The 23747-nt window shown below is 71.3% G+C and carries 21 protein-coding genes; 10 read left to right on the plus strand and 11 right to left on the minus strand.

The window, feature by feature from the left end; all coding sequences use genetic code 11:
* The first annotated feature begins 39 nt into the window (after positions 1-39).
* Together ACZ4LX_RS01860 and ACZ4LX_RS01865 are read left to right on the plus strand one after the other, a co-directional pair.
* A complete protein-coding gene (locus ACZ4LX_RS01860; protein ID WP_467637026.1) occupies positions 40-1383 on the plus strand; it encodes an MFS transporter in 1344 nt (447 codons plus the stop codon).
* Between the two features lie 78 nt (positions 1384-1461).
* Entirely contained in the window at positions 1462-1920 is a 459-nt protein-coding gene (locus tag ACZ4LX_RS01865; RefSeq protein ID WP_467637029.1) for a MaoC family dehydratase, read from the plus strand.
* Positions 1921-2064: 144 nt separating this feature from the next.
* Here ACZ4LX_RS01865 and ACZ4LX_RS01870 read toward each other — a convergent pair whose 3' ends face one another.
* The 4 genes from ACZ4LX_RS01870 to ACZ4LX_RS01885 all read right to left on the minus strand — a co-directional run bounded on the left by ACZ4LX_RS01870 (position 2065) and on the right by ACZ4LX_RS01885 (position 6181).
* On the minus strand, positions 2065-3519 hold the full coding sequence (locus ACZ4LX_RS01870) for a sialate:H+ symport family MFS transporter (protein ID WP_467637032.1): 1455 nt from the start codon (positions 3517-3519) through the stop codon (positions 2065-2067).
* Positions 3520-3582: 63 nt separating this feature from the next.
* Positions 3583-4263, minus strand: a complete 681-nt coding sequence (locus ACZ4LX_RS01875; protein ID WP_467637035.1) for an N-acetylmannosamine-6-phosphate 2-epimerase — start codon at positions 4261-4263, stop codon at positions 3583-3585.
* Positions 4260-5225 carry an ROK family protein gene (locus ACZ4LX_RS01880; protein WP_467637038.1) on the minus strand — a complete coding sequence of 322 codons (966 nt, stop codon included), beginning with the start codon at positions 5223-5225 and terminating at the stop codon, positions 4260-4262. Before ACZ4LX_RS01880 ends, ACZ4LX_RS01875 begins: the two co-directional genes overlap by 4 nt.
* Entirely contained in the window at positions 5222-6181 is a 960-nt protein-coding gene (locus ACZ4LX_RS01885; protein WP_467637041.1) for a dihydrodipicolinate synthase family protein, read from the minus strand. The genes ACZ4LX_RS01880 and ACZ4LX_RS01885 overlap by 4 nt, the downstream gene beginning before the upstream one ends.
* A 152-nt stretch (positions 6182-6333) precedes the next feature.
* Here ACZ4LX_RS01885 and ACZ4LX_RS01890 point away from each other — a divergent pair, with 152 nt between their 5' ends.
* Positions 6334-7029, plus strand: coding sequence for a FadR/GntR family transcriptional regulator (locus tag ACZ4LX_RS01890; RefSeq protein ID WP_467637044.1), 696 nt, complete (start codon positions 6334-6336; stop codon positions 7027-7029).
* Between the two features lie 43 nt (positions 7030-7072).
* Here the strand turns inward: ACZ4LX_RS01890 and ACZ4LX_RS01895 are convergent, their stop codons facing one another.
* Complete coding sequence (locus ACZ4LX_RS01895; protein WP_467637047.1) at positions 7073-7699, minus strand: TetR/AcrR family transcriptional regulator; 627 nt, start codon at positions 7697-7699, stop codon at positions 7073-7075.
* 129 nt (positions 7700-7828) lie between these two features.
* Between ACZ4LX_RS01895 and ACZ4LX_RS01900 the strand changes: the two genes are divergently transcribed.
* Together ACZ4LX_RS01900 and ACZ4LX_RS01905 are read left to right on the plus strand one after the other, a co-directional pair.
* Entirely contained in the window at positions 7829-8953 is a 1125-nt protein-coding gene (locus ACZ4LX_RS01900; RefSeq protein ID WP_467637050.1) for an ABC transporter permease, read from the plus strand.
* Complete coding sequence (locus ACZ4LX_RS01905; RefSeq protein ID WP_467637053.1) at positions 8950-9642, plus strand: ABC transporter ATP-binding protein; 693 nt, start codon at positions 8950-8952, stop codon at positions 9640-9642. The genes ACZ4LX_RS01900 and ACZ4LX_RS01905 overlap by 4 nt, the downstream gene beginning before the upstream one ends.
* 60 nt (positions 9643-9702) lie before the next feature.
* On the opposite strand, the gene ACZ4LX_RS01910 is transcribed toward ACZ4LX_RS01905, so the two are convergent.
* The 5 genes from ACZ4LX_RS01910 to ACZ4LX_RS01930 form a co-directional block, all read right to left on the minus strand.
* Positions 9703-10890: an FAD-dependent monooxygenase gene (locus tag ACZ4LX_RS01910; RefSeq protein WP_467637056.1), complete on the minus strand. Its 1188-nt coding sequence runs from the start codon at positions 10888-10890 to the stop codon at positions 9703-9705.
* A 98-nt stretch (positions 10891-10988) separates the two neighbouring features.
* The gene (locus tag ACZ4LX_RS01915; protein WP_467637059.1) at positions 10989-12425 is read right to left on the minus strand and encodes an exo-alpha-sialidase; all 1437 of its coding nucleotides are present in this window, start codon (positions 12423-12425) and stop codon (positions 10989-10991) included.
* Between the two features lie 69 nt (positions 12426-12494).
* Positions 12495-13793 (minus strand): GDSL-type esterase/lipase family protein, encoded by a 1299-nt coding sequence (locus ACZ4LX_RS01920; RefSeq protein ID WP_467721045.1) that lies wholly within the window; start codon positions 13791-13793, stop codon positions 12495-12497.
* A 36-nt stretch (positions 13794-13829) separates the two neighbouring features.
* Entirely contained in the window at positions 13830-14810 is a 981-nt protein-coding gene (locus ACZ4LX_RS01925) for an acetylxylan esterase (RefSeq protein ID WP_467637066.1), read from the minus strand.
* 175 nt (positions 14811-14985) lie between these two features.
* Positions 14986-15705 carry a FadR/GntR family transcriptional regulator gene (locus ACZ4LX_RS01930; protein ID WP_467637068.1) on the minus strand — a complete coding sequence of 240 codons (720 nt, stop codon included), beginning with the start codon at positions 15703-15705 and terminating at the stop codon, positions 14986-14988.
* A gap of 169 nt (positions 15706-15874) precedes the next feature.
* Between ACZ4LX_RS01930 and ACZ4LX_RS01935 the strand changes: the two genes are divergently transcribed.
* The 5 genes from ACZ4LX_RS01935 to ACZ4LX_RS01955 all read left to right on the plus strand — a co-directional run bounded on the left by ACZ4LX_RS01935 (position 15875) and on the right by ACZ4LX_RS01955 (position 22549).
* Positions 15875-17470 carry an ABC transporter substrate-binding protein gene (locus tag ACZ4LX_RS01935; protein ID WP_467637071.1) on the plus strand — a complete coding sequence of 532 codons (1596 nt, stop codon included), beginning with the start codon at positions 15875-15877 and terminating at the stop codon, positions 17468-17470.
* 217 nt (positions 17471-17687) lie between these two features.
* Positions 17688-18638 (plus strand): ABC transporter permease, encoded by a 951-nt coding sequence (locus tag ACZ4LX_RS01940; RefSeq protein WP_467637073.1) that lies wholly within the window; start codon positions 17688-17690, stop codon positions 18636-18638.
* A gap of 1 nt (position 18639) precedes the next feature.
* A complete protein-coding gene (locus tag ACZ4LX_RS01945; protein WP_467637076.1) occupies positions 18640-20613 on the plus strand; it encodes a dipeptide/oligopeptide/nickel ABC transporter permease/ATP-binding protein in 1974 nt (657 codons plus the stop codon).
* Positions 20610-21617 (plus strand): oligopeptide/dipeptide ABC transporter ATP-binding protein, encoded by a 1008-nt coding sequence (locus ACZ4LX_RS01950; RefSeq protein WP_467637081.1) that lies wholly within the window; start codon positions 20610-20612, stop codon positions 21615-21617. Before ACZ4LX_RS01945 ends, ACZ4LX_RS01950 begins: the two co-directional genes overlap by 4 nt.
* The gene (locus ACZ4LX_RS01955) at positions 21614-22549 is read left to right on the plus strand and encodes a dihydrodipicolinate synthase family protein (protein ID WP_467637085.1); all 936 of its coding nucleotides are present in this window, start codon (positions 21614-21616) and stop codon (positions 22547-22549) included. Before ACZ4LX_RS01950 ends, ACZ4LX_RS01955 begins: the two co-directional genes overlap by 4 nt.
* A gap of 86 nt (positions 22550-22635) precedes the next feature.
* Here the strand turns inward: ACZ4LX_RS01955 and ACZ4LX_RS01960 are convergent, their stop codons facing one another.
* Positions 22636-23535 carry a chaplin gene (locus ACZ4LX_RS01960; protein ID WP_467637090.1) on the minus strand — a complete coding sequence of 300 codons (900 nt, stop codon included), beginning with the start codon at positions 23533-23535 and terminating at the stop codon, positions 22636-22638.
* Between the last annotated feature and the right edge of the window lie 212 nt (positions 23536-23747).

Here is a 23747-nt window from a genome sequence, read left to right on the forward strand (position 1 = left end):
CTGCCATCCGCTTGATCAACGAAGTTCACGGGAGCCACCATGAGTGCGTCCACCGCCACCGCACGAGAGCGCACCAGAGCCGCGAACCGCGCCGGATTCGGAGCCTTCATCGGCTCCACCATCGAGTGGTTCGACTTCTACATCTACGGAACCGCGGCCGCGCTCGTCTTCGACAAGGTGTTCTTCCCGGAACTCGAAGGCCCCGTGGGCACCCTGGTCGCCTTCGCGACCTTCTGGGTCGGCTTCCTCGCCCGCCCCATCGGCGGCATCATCTTCGGCCACTACGGCGACCGCCTCGGCCGCAAGAAGACCCTGGTCATCACCTTGCTGATCATGGGCATCTCGACCACGGCCATCGGCCTGCTGCCGAGCTACGCCTCCATCGGCATCGCCGCACCGATCCTGCTGGTCGCCATCCGCATGGTGCAGGGCATCGGCCTGGGCGGCGAGTGGGGCGGATCCGTGCTGATCGCCTCCGAGCACGCGCCCAAGGGCAAGTCGGTGCTGTACGGGGCGTTCGCCCAGCAGGGCTCACCCGTCGGCAACACCCTTTCCACCCTGAGCTTCCTCGCGATCAGCCGGCTGCCCGACTCCGCGTTCGTCTCCTGGGGCTGGCGTCTGCCGTTCCTCTTCTCGGCCGCCCTGGTCATCGTCGGCCTCCTCGTCCGGCTGAAGGTCGCCGAGTCCCCGGCCATGGCCGCCCTGATCAGAAAGAAGAAGGTCGTCAAGCTCCCGCTGACCGAGGTCCTGCGCACCCAGCCGATGCTCATCGTCCTCGGAATCGGCGCCTGCACCATCGGACTGTCGGCCACCTACTTCAAGTCGACGTTCGCCCTCTCCTGGGCCACCTCGACCCTCGACTTCAACCGCAGCTCGTTCCTGACGATCATCCTGGTCGCCAACATCACCCAGATCGTCGTCCAGCCGTTCGGCGCCGTCATCGCCACGAAGATGAAGAGCTGGTCCCGCGCGGTCACCGTGATGCTGCTGCCGGAACTCATCCTGATGCCGGCGATGTTCCTGCTGATCCGCACCGAGAACTACGGCCTCGCGATGGCCGGTGTCGCCGTCGCGACCATCCCGCACTGCCTCTACTACGCGGCCCTGGCCGGCATGCTCGCCAGCCGCTTCCCGGCCCACCTGCGCTACACCGGCATCTCGCTGTGCTACCAGCTCTGCGGCACGCTGCTCGGCGGTACGACTCCGATCATCGGCCAGTTCCTGCTGAACCGGACCGGCTCGATCACCGCCGTCATCGCCTACGCGGTCTTCCAGGTGGTTCTGACCCTGGGCTGCATGCTGCTCCTGCTCAGGCGCCCCAACCACGACGAGCAGGCGGCCGCACCGGCCGCCGCGCCCCGCACCGTCCCCGTCACCGCCTGATCCCCCTCACCGGCCGATCCCCTCTGGGACCGGCCGGGGCCCGGGCCCCCGCGAAACCGACAGAGAAAGGCCGGCCCCATGCCGCTTACCGTGCACGGCATCCCGGAGATCCTCACGCTGAACGGGCGTGATCTCGGCCGCTCCGAGTGGAAGGAGGTCACCCAGGAGCTCATCGACGCGTACGCGGCGGTCTCCGGCGACCACCAGTGGATCCACACCGACATCGAGCGCGCCGCCTCCGGCCCGTACGGACGCACCATCGCGCACGGCCACATGGTGCTGAGCTGGGGCATCCCGATGTTCGGCGAACTCCTCCAGGTGCGCGGCGTGGGCCGCGCCCTCAACTACGGCCTCAACCGGGTCCGCCACCCCGCGCCCGTCCCGGTCGGCGCCAGGGTCCGGTTGCACGCCCGCGTCGCCGAGGTCACCGAGGTCGCCAACGGCGGCGTGCAGATGACCCGGTCCTTCACCTTCGAGCTGGAGGGGTCCGGGAAGCCCGCCTGCGTGGCCGAGTCGCTGACCCACTTCTACCCGTGACCCGCGCACAGGACCGCCCCGCCGGCCGGCGGGGCGGTCCTGTGCGCGGTGGAGGGCCCCCGGGCCCCCGGGGCCACCGGCCCGGGACGGGCCCGGCCCCTCCGGCCCCTCCGGCCCCTCCGGCCGCACCTGCCGCTCCGGCCGCTACCGTTCCGCGTGAACGGGCTCGTCCGGAGCCGCCACCGCCAGGTGGTCCAGTTCGGCGTCCGGGTCCATCAGCCGGTTCAGCCGCGCCGGTACGTCGAAGCCGACCAGCAGCACCACGATCACCGTGCCCGCGAAGGTCAGCACCGCCAGCGCCTGCCCCAGGTCCATCCCGGAGGCGAGATGGGCCCCGAGCACCGGCGCGACCGCCCCGCCGAGCGCGCCCACGTTGTACGTGAAGCCGAGCGCCGCGCCCCTGCTCCGGGTCGGGAAGTGCCCGCCGATGTAGCGGGGGAGCAGCCCGGAGATGCCGAAGCTCGTCGCCTGGAGCAGGAAGAGCAGGATGCCGAGCAGCATCAGGTTGTCATGCACCGCGAAGACCGGGTAGACGAAGGCGAGCGAGGCCAGCAGCGTCAGCGCGTACGCCTTCTTCGTACCGATCCAGTCGCCCAGGAAGCCCGCCACCCAGCAGCCGACCATCGTGCCGAAGCCCGCGAAGTACAGGACGTCGGTGACCTGGTCCGTGGTGTAGCCCAGCTCCGTCTTCAGATAGGTCGGCAGCAGGGCCTGGATCGGCCAGGAGTACAGGAACGCGAAGAACAGCGTCACGATCATCGACAGGTACAGCACCCAGCCGCGCTTCCCGCCCAGCTGCACGGCGAACGCGGCGAGCGAGAGCCCCGCGACCACGGAGAGCACCGGCACCATGCCGGCCCCGCCGGGGGTGAAGACCAGGAACAGCGAGAGCGTGGCGACGACGGCGAGGACCGTGTTGGCGGTGGCGCGGGCGCGGGTCAGGAACAGCGGGCGGAACGGATTGGGCCTGGCACCCCGGTCCGCGACCGACTCCGTCCACTCCTCCGCCTCCGGCAGCGCACGCCGCATCCACAGCGCGATGGCGATCGGGACCAGGCCCAGGTAGAACATCCAGCGCCAGCCGAGCGAGGGCACCACCCAGTCGTAGACCTGCGCGGCGAGCACCGAGCCGACCGAGAATCCCGAGATCAGAAAGCCGCTGGCCCGGTTGCGCAGCTGGGCGGGCCAGCTCTCCATGACGTAGGTGGAACTGGCGCTGTACTCGCCGGCCATGCCCATGCCGATGGCCAGCCGGGCGGCGAACAGACTGTGGTAGTTCCACGCGAACCCGCAGGCGAAGGTGCCCACCGAGTACAGCAGGATGCTGAGCACCATGGACAGCTTGCGGCCGTAGCGGTCACCGATGGCGCCGAGCACGGCACCGCCCAGCCAGCGGGTGATGAACGCGGCGGATATCAGGCTGGCGGCCTGCACCGTGCTCAGGCCGAACTCGTCACTGATCTCGGTCAGCACGAGGGTGATGAGCACGAAGTCGAAGCCGTCGAGGACATAGCCGATCCAGGCGGCGAAGAACGACTTCCACTGGGTGCGGCTCACCTGGCGGTACCAGGGGAGCGTGGGGGGTGTTGTGGTCTGCACGGTGACTCCAGGATGCGGGACGGTGCTCACCTTTGAACAGCCGTCCCGCGTGGTGGGGGCAGGTCAGGGCCGGGCGATGCCTGCGACGAAGCGGGCGGTCAGGGCCGTGGGAGCGGTGATGGCGGTGCCGACGACGACGCTGTGGGCGCCGCGTGCCAGGGCCTCGGCCGCCTCCTCGGGGGTGTTGATACGGCCTTCGGCGACCACGGGTACGTCGATGGCGGCCGACAGCTCGGCGACCAGGCCGAGATCGGGGCCGGTCTGCTTCGGCTGGCCGGGAACGTAGCCGGACAGCGTCGTGGAGACGAAGTCCGCGCCCAGCGCGGCCGCCGTGACGCCCTCGGCGAGGGTGGACACATCGGCCATGACGAGGGCGCCGGCCGCGTGGACCGCCTCGACCAGCTCGGCGAACGTGGAACCGTCGGGGCGCGGCCGGTCGGTGGCGTCCGCGGCGACGACGGCGGCGCCCGCCTCGGCGACGGCCAGGGCGTGCCGGACGGTCGGGGTGATGAACACCCCGGTGTCGCCGTCCTTCCAGAGGCCGATGACCGGAAGATCCACGGCGGCGGTGATCGCGGCGACGACCTCCGGATCGTTGGCCCGGATCGCGGCGCCGCCACCGGCGACCGCCGACAGCGCGAGCCGGACCAGGGTGGACGTCTCCCGCATCGGATCGCCGGGAGGCGCCTGACAGGACACGATCAGCTTGCCCCGGAGGGTGGTGGCGAGTTCCTGCGCGGTCATCGGAGGGCTCCCGGTCGGTGGAGGGGAAGGGTGGTGGTGAGGGCGGCCGCGCCGAGCACGGCAGCGTCGTGGCCGAGCAGCGGAGCCTGCGGGACGAGCCTGCGCAGCGGCGCCATCAGCTCCCCGGCGAAGGCCGCCCGCAGGGCGTCCTCGTACAGCGCGCCGATCCGGGGGACCCCGCCGCCGACGACGACCCGGTCGGGACCGAACGCGTTGGCGAGCCCGCCGAGTACGTGGCCCGCGGCGGCCGCGCCGGTGGTGATGGCGGTGACGGCATGGGCGTCGCCCCGCGCGGCGCGCGCGGCGACGGTCTCCAGCCGGTCCACGGGCGCGCCCGTCAGCCGCTCGTAGTGGGCGGCGATCCCGGGCCCGGAGGCGATGACCTCCAGGTGCCCGGTCGCCCCGCAGGTGCAGGGCAGCCCGGCGGCCTCGGGGCTGGGCAGATGGCCGAGGTGTCCGGCGATACCGGCCGCGCCGTGCAGCATGCGGCCGTCGGCGGCGATGGCGCCGCCGACTCCGGTGCCGATGGCGGTGAAGATCAGGGACCCCTGGCCCCCGGACTCCGCGTTCAGGGCGGCGAGCTCCGGACCTGCTGTGGCACGCACGTCGTTGTCGCAGGCCACCGCGTAGCCGGTGCGGTCGGCCAAGCCGGCCCCGAGGGGTGTGCCCGCCCAGCCGCGGATGGAGTCGGTGGCGCTGGTGACCATGCCGGTACGGGGGTCGACGATCCCGGCCGCCGCGATGCCGAGCACCGCGGCGTCGTGGCCGGGATCGACCTCGGCGGCGGCCGCCGCGAGTGCGTCGAGCACCGCCGCGGCGCCGTCCCGGGCCGGGGTGGGCAGGCTGTGCCGGGCCAGGACCGTGCCGTCCGCCGCCAGCAGCGCGGCGGCGATCTTCGTACCGCCGAGGTCGAGCCCGACGACGGGCCCCCCGGCCGGTTCCGGCTGTGCCGTTGTCGTCATCGGACCGGCGGCAGACCGGCGGCGCGCAGCCGCCCGGAGACGAGCGCGACGGATTCGGCGGACAGCTGGATCTGCGGGAACGCCGTGTCACCGCACGCGATGATGCCCAGCAGCTGGAGTGCCGACTTGAACGAGCCGAGCGCCGAGGAGCTGCGGCCCATGTCCGCCTCGGGGCCGACGTCGACCATGGCGAAGAGCTCGATCAGCCGCTCCTGCTCCTTCGCGGCCAGCGTCCAGTCCCCGGCCCGCGCGGCCTCGTAGAGCCGTACGTAACCGGCCGGGTCGACATTGCCGATGCCGGGGACGACACCGTCGGCCCCTGCGAGCAGGGCCGCGTCGACGGTCAGCTCGGAGCCGGTGAGGATGCTGAAGCCCGGGACCGGGCCGTTTCCGCGGTTCTCGCGGCCGCCCAGTTCGACGATGAGACGGCGCAGCCCGCCCTCGTCGCCGCTGCTGTCCTTGAGCCCGGCCAGGGTGCCGTCCTCGGCGAGCTCGCGGATCAGGGCGGCGGACAGCTTGCTGTGTACGGCGACGGGGATGTCGTACGCGAACAGCGGCAGGTCCACCTCGGCGCGCAGCCGGCGGAAGTGCCCGGCGATCTCCTTGGCGTGGGTCCGCGTGTAGAAGGGCGCGGTCGCGACCAGGGCGTCGGCGCCCAGGGCGGCGGCGGCCCTGGCGTGCTCGATGACGCGGGCCGTGGTGGTGTCGATGACTCCGGCGAGGACCGGGACGCGGCCGTCGGCCGTGTTGACGACGGTCTCCAGGACGGTGGCGCGCTGTTCGTCGGTGAGGTAGGCGACCTCGCTGGTGGACCCGAGCGCGAAGAGTCCGTGCACGCCCCCGCCGATGAGGTGCTCGACGAGTCGTACGAGGGACGTGGTGTCGATCTCCCCGCGGGAGTCGAGCGGGGTGCAGACCGGCGGTACGACGCCGTGCAGCGGTGCGGTCAGAGACATGGTGAAAGGCTCCAGCTGATGGGGACACCGATCCGTGGCCTGAGCGGCTATCCGGATCGAGACGTGAGACGTAAGATGTCCTATGTCTGGCTTCACCTTAAACAGATGCTCCTGTGACCGGTCAAGGGGCAACGGCACCTCAGGAGGATGTTGTGGCGCGGCCCACCATGGCTCAGGACATCGAGCGCTGGATCAAGGAACTGATTCTGGAGCGGCGGCTCGCGCCGGGCGACGCACTGCCCACCGAGGCCGAGCTGATGGAGCTCTTCGGGGCCGGACGGGTATCGGTGCGCGAGGCCCTCAAGTCGCTCCAGGCGGTCAATGTCGTGGAGATCCGCCGGGGTTACGGCACCTTCGTCGGCTCGCTCTCCCTGTCGCCGTTCGCCGAGGGCCTCGCCTTCCGCGCGGCCGTCCGGCACCGCCAGGGCGAGCCGGGACTCGCCGAACTGATGAAGGTGCGGGAGGCGTTGGAGGCGGGGCTCGTCGGGACCGTGGCGGCCGGTGTCCCGGACGAGGACCTCGATGTGCTGCGCGCCCTGGTCGCGAAGATGGACGAGGAGGCCGCCTCGGGCCGGGTGGCGCGCTCCACCGACCGGGCGTTCCATCTCGCGCTCTACGCCTCGCTGGACAACCACCTGCTCAGCGAGGTGCTCGACGCGTTCTGGGCGGCGATGGACCGGGTGCGCGAGGACTTCGACGACGGCCACCAGGACCCTTCGGTCACCTGCGACCAGCACCGCGAGATCGTCGAGGCGGTCGCCGCGGCCGACGGCCTGCGCGCGGTGAGGGCGATGCGCACCCACTTCGACGGCATCCGGGACCGGCTGGAGCCGGCGCCGCTCCCGTAGCCGGGGCGGGATGCGTGGCCCGGCCGGTGCGGACGGGGCGGGGTTACGGCCGGCCGTCCCCGTTCGGGCCGGTGGCTGCCGGGCCGGTGTTCCCGGACCCGGTGATCGCGGTGACGGCCATCCGGACCGCCCGGTCCGTCACCGCCGCGCTGTCGTCGCCGTTCTCGATCGCCGTGGTGGCCGCGTTGACGATGCCCTGGAGGAGCAGCGCCGTGCGCCGGGGGTCCTGTTCGCCCAGCTCCGTGAGGGCGCCGATCAGCGGGGTGAGCAGCTCCCGGTGGACCCGTGCGGCGCTCTCCCGTACCACCGCCGCGTCCCGGACCCCGGCCAGTGCCTGGGCGATCCGGTGTTCGCCGCCGCGCACGAGGTCCAGCTGCGAGGACACATAGGCGGCGATCTTCTCCGCGGGTGTTCGGGCCGCCGACATGCCTGCCCGGATGGCGTCCGTCCACCGGGGCATCGCGTCCTCGACGACGGCTGCCAGCAGCTCGGGGCGGCCGGGGAAGTACTTGTACACGCTGTTGCGGGCGAGGCCCGTGACCCTGGCGACCGAGGCGAAGGTCACCGCGTCGGCGTCACCGCCCTCCAGGAGTTCACGCGCCGCCCGCACCAGGGCCAGCCGCTGCTGGGCGTGGTGCTCGGCGACGGTGGCGGCTCTGATCCTGGGCACCGGACCAGTCTAGAAGCCCCCGCGCGGGCCCCCGCGCATCGATGACCCCCCCACTTGGGGACGGTGCGTCCCCATCGTCTATGTTGGCGACACACCGTCCCTAACATCTATCCACCGAAGGGAACCTCCGTGTTCCTCGCTCTGCTGGAACTGCGCGCCGCCCGAGGTCGCTTCCTGCTCATGGGGTCCGTCGTGGTGCTCGTCGCCGCACTCGTCGGCATCGTCTCCGGCTTCACCACCGGACTGGGCGACGACACCGTCTCCGCGCTGCGGCGCCTGCCGGCCTCGCACCTGGTCTTCTCCTCGGACGCCCGGTCCGACCAGTTCGCCCGCAGCCTCCTCGACGAGAAGACGGCGGCCGCCTGGCGTGCGGACGCGGACACCGGGACGGCCCCGCTGGGGGTCTCCATCACCCGCGGTACGACGGACCGGGGCGCCGAGGTCGATCTCGCCGCCTTCGGAGTCGAGCCGGACTCCTTCCTCGCCCCCTCGGTCACCGAGGGCGACGGACTCGCCGGAGCGGGGGCGGACAGCATGGTGATGTCCGCCAAGCTCGCCGACGAGGGCGTACGCGTCGGAGACACCCTCGTCATCGACCGGCTCGGCATCGAGCTGCGCGTCGTGGGACGGACCGAACGCTCCAGCTACGGCCATGTGCCCGTCGCCTACGTCCCGTTGAAGACCTGGCAGCGCATCCGCTTCAGCACCCCGGGCGCCCCCGCGTCCGCGACCGCCGCCGTCCCCGGCCAGTTCAGCGCCCTCGCCCTGCGCACACCGCCGGACGGGACCTCCACGGCCGCCCTCGATGCCCGGCACTCCACCACCACCCTCACCAGGGAGAAGGCGTACGAGGCGGCCCCCGGCTACACGGGCGAGCGGGTCACCATGAACTCGATCCAGGTCTTCCTCTATCTGATCGCCCCGCTCGTGGTCGGCGCCTTCTTCGCCGTCTGGACCGTCCAACGGCAGCCCGAACTCGCCCTGTTGCGGGCGCTGGGCGCCTCCCGGCGGCGGCTGCTCGCCCACACCGTGCTCCAGGCGGCCCTGGTCGTCGTCCTCGGCACCGCGGCCGGTGCCCTGCTCGCCGGAGCGGTCGGGCTGCTCGTCGGGGAGCAGGTGCCGTTCAGCCTGCCCGCCGCCACCCTCGCCGGCACCATGTGCACCGTCGCGGCCGTCGGCCTCGCGGGCACCGTCCTGACCCTGCGCCGGGTCACCCGCGCCGACCCGCTGACCATGCTGGGAGCCAACCGATGAGCCTCGAACTGAGCGGCGTCACCGTCGCGTTCGGCAGCGACGATGCCCGCACCACCGTCTTCGACGGCCTCGACGTCACCTTCGGGCCCGGCGAGATGACGGCACTCGTCGGCCCTTCGGGCTCGGGCAAGTCCACCCTGCTCGCCGTCGCGGGCGCGCTGCTGCGGCCCACCGCGGGGCGGGTCCTGCTGGACGGCGAGGACCTTGCGGCGCTCTCCGAGGCCCGGCGGGCACGGGCGCGCCGGGAACGGATCGGCTATGTCTTCCAGAGCGGCAACCTGCTCTCCGGCCTCACGGTCACCGATCAGCTGCTCGCCGCCGTGTACATCAGCGGCGAACGGCCCCGCGCGTACCGGTCGCGCGCCGAGGAGGCGCTCGCCCGGGTGGGACTGGGACACCGTCTGCGGCACCGCCCCGAACAGCTGTCGGGCGGTGAACGCCAGCGCGTCGCCCTGGCCCGCGCGCTCCTGCTCTCCCCGAAACTGCTGCTGATCGACGAGCCGACCGCCGCCGTCGACCGCTCGCAGGCGGGTGACCTGGCCGCGCTCCTCGCCGAACGCACCCACCAGGACGACTGCGTCACGGTCGTGGCCACACACGATCCGGCCGTGGCGGAGGCCGCCGACCGGGTCGTGGACATGGCCGGGCTGACCGTGGGGCCGGCCCCGTCCGCGCTGCGGGGCCGCTGAACCGGCCTGCGGACGTGCGGGGACGCGGCGCCCTGGTTCCCCGCACGTCCTTGGCCGGGCTCAGCGCCGGATGTCGCCGAACAGATAGCTGCCGGCGCCGTCCAGTGCGGCCCGGCTCCAGTGCGCCACTTCATCCGGGCCCATCGCCGCCCAGTCGGGGGTCCGTTCGACCATGGCGTGCCCCAGCCTGCGGCCGAGGGCGACCAGGCGCGCACCCTCGTCCGACCGCTCGTCGGCGTACCGGTGCAGTGCCTCGGCGGCCGACGACGAGGCGCGCAGCACGCGCTCCAGGCAGAGCGCGTCCCGCAATGCCTTGGTCGCGCCGCTCGCGGTGTGCGGCCGGGTGATGCTCGCCGCGTCGCCCGCCAGCAGAAACGGCGGCTGCGCGACCCGGGGCACATGGAAGTCGGCGACATCGTGGCACGCCAGGGAGGTGTGCGTACCCCGGCCGACGATCTCGGCCCAGTCCGCCGGGAAGTGCTCCTCGGCGACGCGTCGCACGTACTCCTCGCGCGGCGCGCGCCACGAGGGCGGGGGAGGGGAGCCGTAGATGGCGTAGGCCAGCAGCCGGGAACCGTCGACGGCCCCCGGAATGAGGTAGAAGACGCCGTGCCCGCCCCGGAATCCCAGGGTGATCCAGGCAGCGCGCACCAGCTCCAGGGGGCGCGGGTGTCCGGCGAGCGCGTCGAGAGGGAGGGTGCCGCGCCACACCACGTACCCCGCCGGAACCGGCCGCACCCGCGGGGCGACGGCCGCACGGGTGACGGACCGGGGTCCGTCCGCCCCGACGACGATGTCGTAGGGCTCCTCCGAGTCCGCCGTACGGATCACCGCACCGCCCGACGGGCGGCGCAGCACCTCCGTGACGGGCCGTCCCCGGTGATACGTCACGCCGTCGGCGTTCGCCCGCAGCGTCCGCCACAGCAGCCCCCAGTGACAGGGCGTCACCGCACTTTCCTGGCAAGCAAGTTCACGGGCGGATCGTCGGCCCGGCTCCCGTGTGAGCCAGACCCGCGAGAGCACCGGAGCGGTCGGCATGCCGGCGTCCAGATATCCGGCCGCGACCAGCTCCGCATGGAGCGGCGGCGGGACGACGATGCCGAACCCCCGGTCCTCCAGCACCCCGTCGCTGCGCTCATGGACCGTGACCTCGGCTCCGGCCCTGGCGCCCGCGATCGCCATCGCGCAGCCCGCGACGCTCCCGCCGACCACCCCGATGCGTAATCCGGCTCCCGCCACGTCCGCCACCACCCTCTCCGTCACTGTGCGTGGTGACCATTGAACGGGGTGTCGGTGGCCCGCGTCCAGCCGCCCCGTGGCGGCCGGACGCGGGCCCGTCGTCCGGGCTACGGGGTGACGGTCACCGTCGCGCTGCCCGATGCCTGCTTGCCGTCGGACCGGAAGGTCGCGGTGAGTGTGGCGTTCCCCGAGGCACCCGCGGGGATGGTGACCGGGACCTTGATATTGGCGCCCTCACCGGGCCTCGTCGCGGGGAACGCGGTCTGCTTCGCCGTCCAGCCGCTCGGCACGGTCAGGTCGACGGTGCCCGCGCTGCGGGTGACGTCCATCCGGTTGACGACCCGGACCGTCACCTCGGCGCTCGTGCCCGCCTTGAGGGTCGCGGGCGGGGTGATCGTGATGTCGGCACAGGTGCCGCCGAGCCACTTCAGGTCGAACGAGGAGTACGTGATGTGCTCGTAGTTGCCCCGCTCGTACAGCAGGCCGAGCCGTCCGTCCGGCAGGCGCGTCAGAGTGGAATAGGCCGCGGCACCCGCGTCGACGACCTTCTTGATCGGCCAGGTCTTCCCGTTGTCGCAGGACATCTTGACCGTGAGGTTCTTCCGCGACGTGGCCTCGGTGTTGCTGAACAGCAGCCAGGACGACTGCGGGTTCGAAGCCGGGGCGTCGGGTGCGTAGCGCATGACGGAGGCGTTGTTCGCCGGGTCGGGGAGCTCGGTGTCCTGGACGAACGGCGTGTAGGTGACCCCGCCGTCCGAGGAGTACGCGATCGTCCGGTACGGCGCCGACCGGTTGTTGAGCATGACCGTGCCGTCGTTCAGCTCGACCGTCTTGTTCTCGTCCCCGCCGGGCCCGACCGGTGTGCCCATCTGCCACGTCGCGCCGTGGTCGTCGCTGTACGCGCTGACCGCGTAGTTGGCGCTGTTGTTGCGGATGGCGTACTGCTGGATCAGCCGGCCCTTGTGCACACCGTTGCGCAGCTGGATGCCCTCGCCGGACGCCGCGAACATGCCGCCCCAGGCCGGGTTCTTGATCTGCTTGGTGATCCGGCGGTGGGTCCAGGTCAGACCGTCGTCGTCCGAGTAACTGTAGTCGGCCTGAAGGACGTTGGGGTCGGACTCGTCGTTTCCGGTGGCCGAGCCGAAGAAGCCCTGGTTCACCCCGGCCGCGTAGAACAGGAAGATGCGGCCGGTGGTCCGGTCGACCAGCAGGCTCGGGTCCCCGTAGCCGGCGGGGGCGGCGTCCTTGCGGACCACCTGCTGTGCCTGCCACGTCGTGCCGCCGTCGGTGCTGCGGCGCAGCACGATGCCGATGTTGGACGGCAGGTCGCCGAGAGTGGGGCGGGCGTCGTAGGCCGCCAGGACCGTGCCCTTGACCGAGGTGGTCAGGGCCGGGATGCGGTAGTGGGGCGAGCCGACTCCGTCGACGGTCAGGTCCTGGGAGGTGAGCGTGCCGGGGGCGGGGGACACGGCCTGTGCGGTGCCGGTCGTGGCGACCACCAGCAGGGCGGCGCCGAGCAGGGCGACAGGGACTGTTCGCTGCATGGACGATCTCTCTTCTCGGAAGGGGTGGTGCTTCTCGAAGGGTGGGAGACTTGGGGGAGCGCGCCGGGGCTACGGGACGACCAGGGAGCAGACCCGGCTGTTCGCGTCGAAGATCCGCAGATCCTTGATCATTCTCAGGACCATGCGGTGATGGCCCCGCTCGTTGGGGTGGAGCCCGTCGCTCAGCAGCGACAGCGGGACCTGGCCGCCGTTTCCGTTCAGCCAGTCGGCGTGGTGGTCGATGAACACGGCCTTCTGCTGGGCCGCCACCTCGCCCATGACCTGCGCGTACTGCGACAGGTTCACCCGGCCCGGCCACCTCGCCGGGTCGACCGGGTTGGGTGACTGGAGCACCGGCACCGGTGAGCCCGGCAGGGCGCGGACCGAGCCCACGAGCGAGACGAGATTGGCCCGGTAGGCGTCGAGGCCGAGTCCGGACGTCGCGATGTCGTTGGTACCGATCATGATCGAGACGACGTGCGGCGAGAAGGCGGTGACCCGCTCGCCGAACCGTGCGACGAGTTCGGCGCTGGTCGCGCCGCTCACCCCGGAATCGATCACGAAGTCGCGGTTCTTCGGCTTGCCCAGCTCCCAGCGGACGCGCTCCGTCCAGTGCTCCGGGTAGCTGCGCCGGCCGTTGGTGTGCAGTGCGCCGTGCGTGATGCTGTCACCGGTGACGACCCAGGTGGCCGGGGTGTCGCTGTTGAGGATCGTGGAGATCCGGCCCAGGTCGGCGAGATCGGGGCGGGGGCTCTGCGCCACCAGTTCGCTCTCGCCCAGGACCCGGTCCCAGACCGCGGCCCGCTCGATCGTGCCGGTGCAGAACCACTCGCCGCCGGGGTGGTCGCTGTCCACGTTGCGCCCCAGCGCGAGGGCGGTCGCTCCGGAGACGTTCTTGAAGAAGGAGCGCTGCGCCGTCTCGAAGACCGTGCGCCCGCCGGCGTGCAGCCTGGTGCCCGAGGCGTCGACGGTGACGGCGACGGTGTGGCGCTGCCCGTCGTCATAACGTGTCCTGGTCATGACATTAATGAGCACCGTGCCCTTCTCGCGTACGGAGAACTGAAGGGCGCCGCCGCTCAGATTGAGCGTGATGTCGGAGGAGGGGGCGGTGGGGTCCGAGGCGCTGATCAGCGTCATCGCCTGGTTGTGGCTGGTGGTGCGGAAGGTGACCACGATGGTTCCCGCGGTGAGCGGGGCGAGTACGCCGGCCTGGTTCGACAGGTCGACGTACTCGCTGCCGTCCAGGTCCACAGGGGTGTCGTGGTCCAGGAGCGGGCCGCTGCCGGAAGCGGCGGCGAAGGCGCGGGAGCCGAGCTGGGTGCCCAGGGCTGCCGCGCCTGCGGCAAGGAGCATGGATCTTCTGCGCACGGAAGGTGCCTCCGGTCAGGAGTGGCCGGCCTGCCCCTACGGCAGGCCTGCGAACAGGGAGCGCACCCAGGCGAGTTGTTCCCGCTGCTGGTACTCCGCGCCGCCCTCGTGCCCGTTGAACGCGTAGATCCTTACGTCCTTGGGCCCGGCGTAGCCGTTGTAGGCGGTGAAGCAGGTGGAGGGCGGGCAGATGTCGTCCATCATCGCGATGGAGAACAGCGCGGGGGCCGTGGCCCGGGTGGCGAGCAGTGCGGCATCGAAGTACGACAGGGTGGTGAAGACGGACTCGGTGCGGTCGCGGTGGAGCTTGAGGTACTCGGCGATCTCGGTGAACGGCGGGCGGCCCGAAATCTCGGCCCCTCGCCGGAAGTTGCACAGGAACGGCACGTCCGGCATCACCCCTGCCAGCCCGGGCACGAGCCCCGCGACCGCCAGCGCGATCCCGCCGCCCTGACTCACCCCGGTCACCACGATCCGGTCCGGATCGATCTCGGGCCGCTCGCGCACCGCGTCGACGCAGCGCACCGCGTCGGTGAACAGCCGCCGGTAGTAGTACGTTTCGGGGCTCCCGATGCCCCGGGTGAGGAATCCGGGCACGACGCCGGCCGCACCGCCGTCGGGGTCGGCGGTGTCGCCGCCCGCGGCCGACCAGCCCTGGCCGCGGGTGTCCATGAGCAGATGAGCGTAACCGGCCGACGCCCAGAGCAGGTTCTCGTGCGCCAGGCCCCGCCCCCGGCCGTACCCCAGGAACTCCACGACGCAGCCGAGCGGCCGGTCCGCCCCGGCCGGCATCCGCAGCCAGCCGCGCACCGGCTGCCCGGCGAAACCGGGAACCGTCACGTCGTACGTACGGACCTGGGTGAGCCCGGTCTCCACCGGTGCGAACACGGGCTTGTCCGACGCGCACGACCGGGCCTCGTCCAGGGTCCGCGACCAGAAGGCGTCGAGGTCCGCCGGAACGGGAAGTGCCGGCCGGTAGTCGCGGCAGTCCGCGAGGGAGAGGTCCGTGAACGGCATGGAGGTGCCCTCCTGGGAGGTGGTGCGGGAAGGGCCGGGTGCGAGGTGACGCACTGACCCTCAGACAGATGACGTCAGATGTCCTATCGGCAAACGGACCCTAGGCACCCATCGCGTGGGCCGTCAAGGGTCCGCCCGTCCCGTTCCGCAGCCCCCGGGTGGTCGGGGCGGTGGCTCAGCGCCGCGCGCGGGCCTCGGAGATCCGGCGGCGGACGGGGGCGTAGTGCTCCCCGAGCGCCTTGATGAACCCGGCGATGTCGCCCGCCCGCGCGGCGTCCACGATGTTCTGGTGGGCGGCGATCGTCTCCGTCTCGTCGGAGTGTGTGAAGCCGTCCAGGTGCGGCGCGACGATCGCGTACACATCCCAGAACGCCATGGAGAGCTGCCCGATCAGATCGTTGCCGAGGGGGGCGACGAGCAGGGCGTGGAAGGCGCGGTCGGCGGCGACGAAGCCGTTCCCGTCCTGGGCCCCGGTCGCGCGCATGGTGGCCACCAGGCCGTCCAGGGTGTCCAGCTGTTCCGGCGTGAGCAGCGAGACGATCCGGTCGGCCCGGCCGCGCTCGAAGAGCTCGCGTACGTCGACCAGGTCGGACATCACCTGGAAGTCGTCGTCGGGTGAGAGGAGTCCGCGGAAGGTGAGGCTCTCCACCAGCGCGGACAGGCTCAGCCGGCCGACGTAGGTGCCGTGCCCGTGCCGGACCTCGACGATGTCCAGCGCGTTCAGGATCTTCACGGCCTCGCGGACGCTGGAGCGGCTGGCGCCGAGGGCCTCGCACAGGGCGGGCTCGGTGGGCAGCGGGTCCCCGGGGCGAAGCCTTTCTTCGAGGATGTACCGCTTGATGCCGTCGACGACTTCCTGCCGGAGCAGCTGCCGGCCGGGCCTCGTTCCGGACATATGTGAACTCCCCACCTCTTGACCCCTCTCGATTGTCAAGCTACGTTCCCACGCTATCAAGGCATCAGACATCTGACGTCTGATGCTTCAGGTTCCGCGGTCCGTGTGAATCTGCGCCGGACCCCCCGTTTTTACCCCTGACGCCCCACCTCAAGTCCCTGGAGGACCCGTGCCCGAGCTGAGATCAGCCGGTGTCGAGCGCCGCACCTTCCTGCGTTACACCAGTGCCGTGGGTGCCGCGGCCGCCATCACGGCGGGCCTTTCCGCGTGCGGCGGTCCCTCGTCGACCACCAACGGCTCGACGGGCAGGAGCAGCGGCAGCGACCTCATCGAGGCCGGTCTGTCCTACCCGCTGTCCACCGGCTTCGACCCGATGATCACCTCGGGTGCGACCCCGTACGCGGCCAATATGCACATCTTCGAGGGGCTGGTGGATCTCGATCCGGCAACACTCGTGGCACGGCCCGCACTCGCCACCGAGATGCCGAAGAAGATCAACGCCACCACCTACCGCGCCACGCTGCGCAAGGGCGCGACCTTCCACGACGGATCGGCCGTCACCGCCGACGACGTCGTGTTCAGCTTCGAACGCATCCTGGACCCCAAGAACGCCTCGCTGATGGCGCAGTTCGTGCCCTTCATCGACACCGTCAAGGCCGTCGACGCCTCCACGGTCGAGTTCAAGCTCACGTACCCCTTCGCGCTCTTCCCGTCCCGCATCGCCGTGGCCCGGATCGTGCCGAAGAAGATCGTCGAGGCGGACGTCAAGGGATTCGACGCCAAGCCCGTCGGCTCGGGGCCGTACAAGTTCGTCTCGGCGACCCGCGAGGACAAGATCGTCTTCGAGAAGTTCGACGCGTACAACGGCGCGCACCCCGCGAAGGCCAAGAAGATGGTCTGGCGCCTGATCTCGGACCAGTCGGCCCGCGTCAGCGCCATGCAGTCCGGCCGTGTCCAGGCCATCGAGGACGTCCCGTACATCGACGTGAAGGGACTCTCCGCCTCGGCGAAGACCGAGTCCGTGCAGTCCTTCGGTCTGCTCTTCCTGATGTTCAACACCGCCGACAAGCGGTTCGCGGACAAGCGGGTCCGCCAGGCCCTGCACTACGCGCTGGACACCGAGAAGATCATCAAGACCGCCATGGTCGGGAACGCGTCGGCGGCCACGGGCTACGTCCCCGCCACGCACCCCGACTACCACGAGGCCGCCACCGTCTACACGCACGACGTGGCCAAGGCGAAGAAGCTGCTCGCCGAAGCCGGCGTGAAGGACCTCAAGTTCACCGTCCTGACCACCGACACCGGCTGGGTCAAGGACATCGCCCCCCTCATCAAGGAGAGCTGGGCCGCCGCCGGCATCGAGGCCACCCTGGGCATCGCCCAGTCCGCGGCCCAGTACGCCAAGGTCGACAGCGGCGACTTCGAGGTCCTCGTCGCACCGGGCGACCCCTCCGTCTTCGGCAACGACGCGGACCTGCTGCTGCGCTGGTTCTACTACGGCTTCTGGCCGGAGAACCGTTACGGCTGGTCCAGGACCACCGAGTACAAGAAGGTCAAGCAGCTCCTCGACAAGGCCGCCCAGGCCGGCGACGAGGCAACCCGCAAGCAGCTGTGGGGCCAGGTCACCGACCTCGTCGCCGACGAGGTGCCGCTCTACCCGATCCTCCACCGCAAGCTGCCCACCGCCTGGAACGAGAAGGGTCTGACCGGCTTCAAGCCGCTGCCGACCACCGGCCTGTCCTTCCTGGACGTCAGCCCCTCCTGACCGGCGATTCCCGCCGGGCCGTACGGAAGTCCCCGCACAGGCCGCCGTACGGCCCGGCCCCAGCCCTCCCGTCCGGATCGGACCGGGCCGACCGGCCCGGTCCGGACGGGAGCCCCGGACCGGCGCCGCCCGCCGCGCGCCCGACAACCCGGTCCGGGACACCGAGCACCCCCGGTGTCCCGGACCGGACGACCGCCCAATCGCAAGGAACCCGACGATGGTTGCTTTTCTCCGGCTCGCGCTGCGCCGCGTCGCGATGATGCCGGTGATGATCCTCGGCATCGCGTTGCTCGTCTTCGTGGTGCTGCAGTTCTCGCCGGTCGACCCGGCCTTCAACGCGCTCGGGGAGAGCGCCACCCCCGAGGCCCGGGAGGCCTTCGCCGAGGCCAACGGGCTCAACGACCCGTTGCCCGTCCGCTACTTCGACTTCCTCGGCCAGCTGTTCCACCTCGACCTCGGGATGACCGTCCCGCCCAGCCAGCCCGTGGCCGACCGGATCACCGCCGCCTTCCCGCTTACCCTCCAGCTCACCGTGCTCGGGCTCGTCATCGCCATCGTGCTCGCCGTCGTCGGCGGCGTCCTGGGCGCGATGTACCGGGACCGCTGGCCCGACCAGCTCTTCCGGGTGCTGTCCATGGCCGGCGTCGCCGTTCCGTCCTTCTGGCTCGGGGTCCTGCTCATCCAGCAGTTCGCCCTGAACACCCAGATCTTCCCGACCGGCGGATACACCAACATCGCCGACTCGTTCGGCGGGTGGCTCAGAACGATGATCCTGCCCGCGGTGTCACTGGCGGTGCCGGTCGCCGCCTCACTCGCCCGCCTCATCCGCACCTCGATGGTCACCGAACTCGACCGGGACTACGTGCGAACCGCGCAGGGCAACGGTCTGCCGGTCTTCCTGGTCATCCGCTCGGTCCTGCGCAACGCGCTCGTCACGCCGCTCACCGTGCTCGGAGTCAAGGTCGGCTACCTGCTCAGCGGCGCCGTCGTCATCGAAGCGATCTTCGACCTGCCCGGTATGGGCAAGCTCATCCTCGAAGGTGTCACCGGAGGCGACGTCGCCCTGGTCCAGGGCACCGTACTGACCATCGCCATCGCATTCCTGGTGGTCAACGTCATCGTCGACCTGCTCTACCTGCTGGTCAACCCGCGCATCAGGACGGTGTGACATGTTCGCCACGGGCCGTCTGGCCAAGAAGCTCTCCCGACCGGGCGTCGCCTTCCGCGCTCTCCCGGCAACCTCCCGCGTCGCCCTCGGCGTCCTGATCGTCGTCGTCCTCGGCGCCGTACTCGCCCCTCTGCTCACCCAGGACCCCCTGGCCACGGGCAACCCCGTCCAGGCCCCGAGCGGTGAGCACTGGTTCGGCACCGACCGGGCGGGACGCGACGTGTTCGCCCGCGTCGTGCACGGCTCGCGCTACTCGCTGGTCATCGGCCTCGGCGCGACCGCCTGCGCCCTGGTCGCCGGGGCCCTGCTCGGCTCGCTCGCCGCCACCTCGCGCAAACTGGGCGACGAGTCCGTCATGCGCACCCTCGACGTCGTCATGTCGTTCCCGCCGATCGCGCTCGCGGCCGTCCTCGTCGCCGTGTTCGGCACCAGCGTCCCGGTGATCATCTTCACGATCGCCTTCGTGTACACCCCGTCGCTGGCCCGGGTGGTCCGTGCCAACGTCCTCTCCCAGTACGGCGAGGACTACGTCGCCGCCGAGAAGGTCATCGGTGCCCGGCGCGGCTACATCGTGCTCCGTCACGTCGCCGTCAACTGCATGGCCCCGGTCATGGTCTTCGCGACCGTCATGGTCGCCGAGGCCATCATCTTCGAGGCCAGTCTCTCCTTCATCGGCGCCGGTGTGCAGGACCCCGACCCCAGCTGGGGCAGCGTGCTCGCCTACGGCCGGCAGATCCTCCTGGCGGGCGGCTGGTGGGCCACCTTCTTCCCCGGCCTGGCCCTCCTGATCACGGTCCTCGCGCTCAACATCCTCTCCGAAGGCCTCACCGACGCCTCGGCGGCACCCAAGAGTGCCCGCGCCGCCGCCGACCCCGCCGCGACCACCGCGCCGGACCCGGTCGAGGCCGCCGCGACCGTCGACATCGACGCGGCCCTCACCAAGCTCGCCCAGCACATCAACGCCACCGAGCCCGCCATCACACCGGTCCGCGCCGACGCCGAGGAACTCCTCGTCGTACGCGATCTGGCGATCCGCTTCCCGGACCGCTACGGCGAGATCCCCGTCGTCGACAAGCTGAACTTCACCGTCCACGAGGGCGAGACCCTCGGCCTGGTCGGCGAGTCCGGCTGCGGCAAGTCCATCACCAGCCTCGCCGTCATGGGCCTCCTCGCCCGCAACGCCGAGGTCAGCGGCGAGATCCTCTACCGGGGCAAGGACCTGCTGAAGCTCCCGCCGAGGGAACGCCGCGCCCTGATGGGCCCCGAGATCGCGATGGTCTACCAGGACGCGCTCTCCTCCCTCAACCCCTCCGTGCTCGTCGGCACCCAGCTCAGGCAACTGACCTCGCGCGGCGGTACGAAGACCCCCGCCGAACTCCTGGAGCTCGTCGGCCTCTCACCCGAGCGCACCCTGCGCAGTTACCCCCACGAGCTCTCCGGCGGCCAGCGCCAGCGCGTACTCATCGCCATGGCCCTCTCCCGCAGCCCCCGCCTCCTGATCGCGGACGAGCCGACGACCGCCCTCGACGTCACCGTCCAGGCCCAGGTCGTCGAACTCCTCATCCGGCTCCGCGACGAACTCGGCTTCGCCATGGTGCTGGTCTCCCACGACCTCGCCCTCGTCGGCGATCTCTCCCACCGGGTCGCCGTGATGTACGCGGGCCGGCTCGCCGAGGTCGGCGACACCCGGGCGGTCCTCACCGACCCGGCCCACCACTACAGCCGCGGGCTCCTCGGCTCCGTCGTCTCCCTGGAGGCGGGCGCAAAGCGGCTCCACCAGATCCGAGGCGTCGTCCCCGCACCCCAGGGCTTCGGCGCGGGATGCCGGTTCGCCGGTCGCTGCGGCGCGGCGACCGACCTCTGCCGCACCACCACCCCCGCACTCACCGGGCGCGGTGGTGCGAAGGACCACGGCCTCGCCTGCCACCACCCGGCCGGCGCCGCCGCGATGAAGCTCGAAGGGAGCGCCCTGTGATCAGGCTCAACGGCGTTCACGTACGCCACAAGGCACGCAGCGGAGGTCTCTTCAGCCGCGACGCCGTCCACGCGCTGACCGATGCCACGCTGGAGGTCAAGCGCGGCGAGATCGTCGGCCTGGTCGGTGAGTCGGGCTGCGGCAAGTCGACGCTGGCCCGGGTGCTGACCGGACTCCAGAAGCCCACCGAGGGCGAGGTCCTGTTCCACGGGCGTGACCTGTGGGCCATGTCGGGCGCCGAACGGCGGGGCGACTTCGGCTCGGCCGTCGGCGTCGTCTTCCAGGACCCGTCCACCGCGCTCAACCCCCGGCTCACGGTCCGCCAGATCCTGCGTGACCCGCTCGACGTGCACCGCCGGGGCACCCGTGAGGAGCGCGAGGCCCGCGTCGAGGAACTGCTCGACCTGGTCGGCCTCCCCGGACACACCCTGGCCGCTCTGCCCGGACAGCTCTCCGGCGGCCAGCGCCAGCGCGTCGCCATCGCCCGGGCCCTGGCGCTGGAACCCGAACTGATCGTCGCCGACGAACCGACCTCCGCCCTCGACGTCTCCGTACGCGCCCAGGTGCTGAACCTCCTCGTCGATCTGCGTGAACGGCTCGGCCTCGGCATGGTGTTCATCTCGCACGACATCCAGACCGTGCGCTACCTCGCCGACCGCATCGCCGTCCTCTATCTCGGCCGCATCGTCGAGGAGGGCCGGGCCTCCAACGTGGCGGGCAGCCCCAGCCACCCGTACACCGAGGCCCTGCTCTCCGCGACGCCCAGCCTGCTGGAGACGACCGAACGCATCGTGCTCACCGGCCCGGTGCCCTCAGCCACCAACCCGCCGCCCGGCTGCCCGTTCAGCACCCGCTGCTGGAAGGCCGACGAGGCGTGCACCACGGCCTTCCCGGCCGAGACCGTCGGGCCGGACGAACACCGCTGGCACTGCGTCCACCCCCAGACCTCCGCGTCCCCTTCCGGGGACCCGACCCCCGTACCGTCCGCAAGGAGCACCGCATGACCGCCCGAACCCCCCGCTACTCGGGAGTGATCCCGCCCGTCGTCACCCCGCTCACCGCGGACGGCGAGCTCGACCGTCCCTCCCTGGAGCGGGTCGTGGGGCATCTCCTCGACGGCGGTGTCAGCGGGCTCTTCGCCCTCGGCAGCTCCGGCGAGACCGCCTATCTGACGCCCGGACAGCAGGACGAGGTCATCGGGGCCATCACCTCGGCGGCCGCCGGCCAGGTGCCGGTCCTCGTCGGCGCGATCGAGACCACCACCAACCGGGCGATCGAGCGCGCCCGCCGGGCAGCCGAGCTCGGCGCGGACGCCGTCGTCGTCACCGCGCCCTTCTACACCCGCACCCACGACCTGGAGATCGACCGGCACTTCCGGGACATCGCCGCCGCCGTCGACCTGCCGGTCCTCGCGTACGACGTGCCGGTCTGCGTACACAGCAAGCTGGACCCCGAACTGCTGCTGCCGCTGGCGGCCGACGGGGTGCTGGCCGGTGTGAAGGACTCCAGCGGGGACGACGGCTCGTTCCGCCGGCTCGTCATCGGCGCCCGCGAACTGCCGGACTTCTCCGTCCTCACGGGCCACGAACTGGTCGTCGACGCCATGATGCTCGGCGGCGCCGACGGCTCGGTCCCGGGGCTCGGCAACGTCGACCCGCACGGGTACGTACGCCTTCACGAGGCCGCGGTCCGCGGTGACTGGGCGGCGGCGAGGGCCGAACAGGACCGCCTCGTCGCGCTCTTCGACATCATCCGCGCCGCCCGTCCCGGTACCGCGTCCGCCACAGCGGCCGGACTCGGCGCGTTCAAGACCGCGCTGATGCTGCGCGGGATCATCGCCACCAACGTGATGAGCCCGCCGATGCGCCGGCTGGACGCCGCCGAGACGGCGACGATCGCCGAGTGCCTCGACCGCGCGGGACTCTCCCGGGTCTGACGGCGGGGAACGGCACCCGGACGCGAACAGGTCCGGCCGGACAGCAGCACGCTGTCCGGCCGGACCTTCTTCGTGTCGGGGCTACCTCACTTCTGCGCGGCGCGGCTGCGGCGCATCAGCAGGCCGCCACCGAGCACCAGCGCGGCGCTGGCGCCACCCGCGATGCCGAGGTTGCCGTCGGCACCGGTGTGCGCCAGCTGCGGCGGCTTGTGGTGCGTGGCCGGCGTGTGGTGCCAGGTGTGGGCCGGCGGGTTGTGCGGGTGCCACGCGCGGGTGGGCGGGTTGTGGGTCGGGGGGTTGTGCGTGGGCGGGTTGTGCTTCGGGGGGTTGTGGGTCGGCGGCTTGTGGTGGTCGGGCGGGCAGTTGTGGTCGTGGTGGTGTGTCGGGGGCTTGTGCGGCTTCGGCGGCTTCGGGGGCTCCGGCGGGTTGTGGTGGTGGCCGCACGGGCAGTCGTGGTCGTGGTGGCCCGTCGGCGGCTCGTGCGGCTTCGGGGGCTTGTGCGGCTTCGGCGGCTTGTGGGGCTTCGGGGGCTTCGGGGTGTCGACCTCACCCGACTCGTTCTCGCACTCGTTGCCGAAGGCGGGGTTCAGCAGACCCACCACGTCGACCGTGTTGCCGCAGACGTTGACCGGAACGTCGACCGGCGCCTGGATCAGGTTGCCCGACAGCACACCGGGGGAGCCAGCGGCGAATCCGTCGGCGTCCGCGCCCTGCGCGTCACCGGCCTCGGAGCCGCCGTACTCGTCCTCGTTCTCGCACTCGTTGCCGAACGCGGGGTTCAGCGCACCGATCACGTTGACCGTGTTGCCGCACAGGTTGACCGGGATGTGCACAGGCACCTGCACCGCGTTGCCCGAACCCACACCGGGCGAACCGATCGCGGCACCGTCGGCCGAGGCGTCGGCGAACGCGTAGCCGCCGGAGGCGGTCAGGATGCCTGACGCCGCCGCCATGACGAGCACGCTTTTACTCAAGGCTTTTCGCATGGGTTGCCCTTCCTTAGGACATCTCGTGCGGGGGTTTCGACCCGCAAATTCGTACATCAGGCGGTCCAGCAACCGTCGGGCCTGCCAGTTCTGCTGCACGGGCGTCCCGTCGGACGAGCTCGACGACACACATAACGACGACATTGCGTGGGAGAAACGTGGAACTCGTGTGAATCCTGTGACCACTCGGAAGGATTACGGATGTGTGTCCA

The sequence above is a fragment of the Streptomyces sp. NPDC026062 genome, from assembly GCF_055568375.1.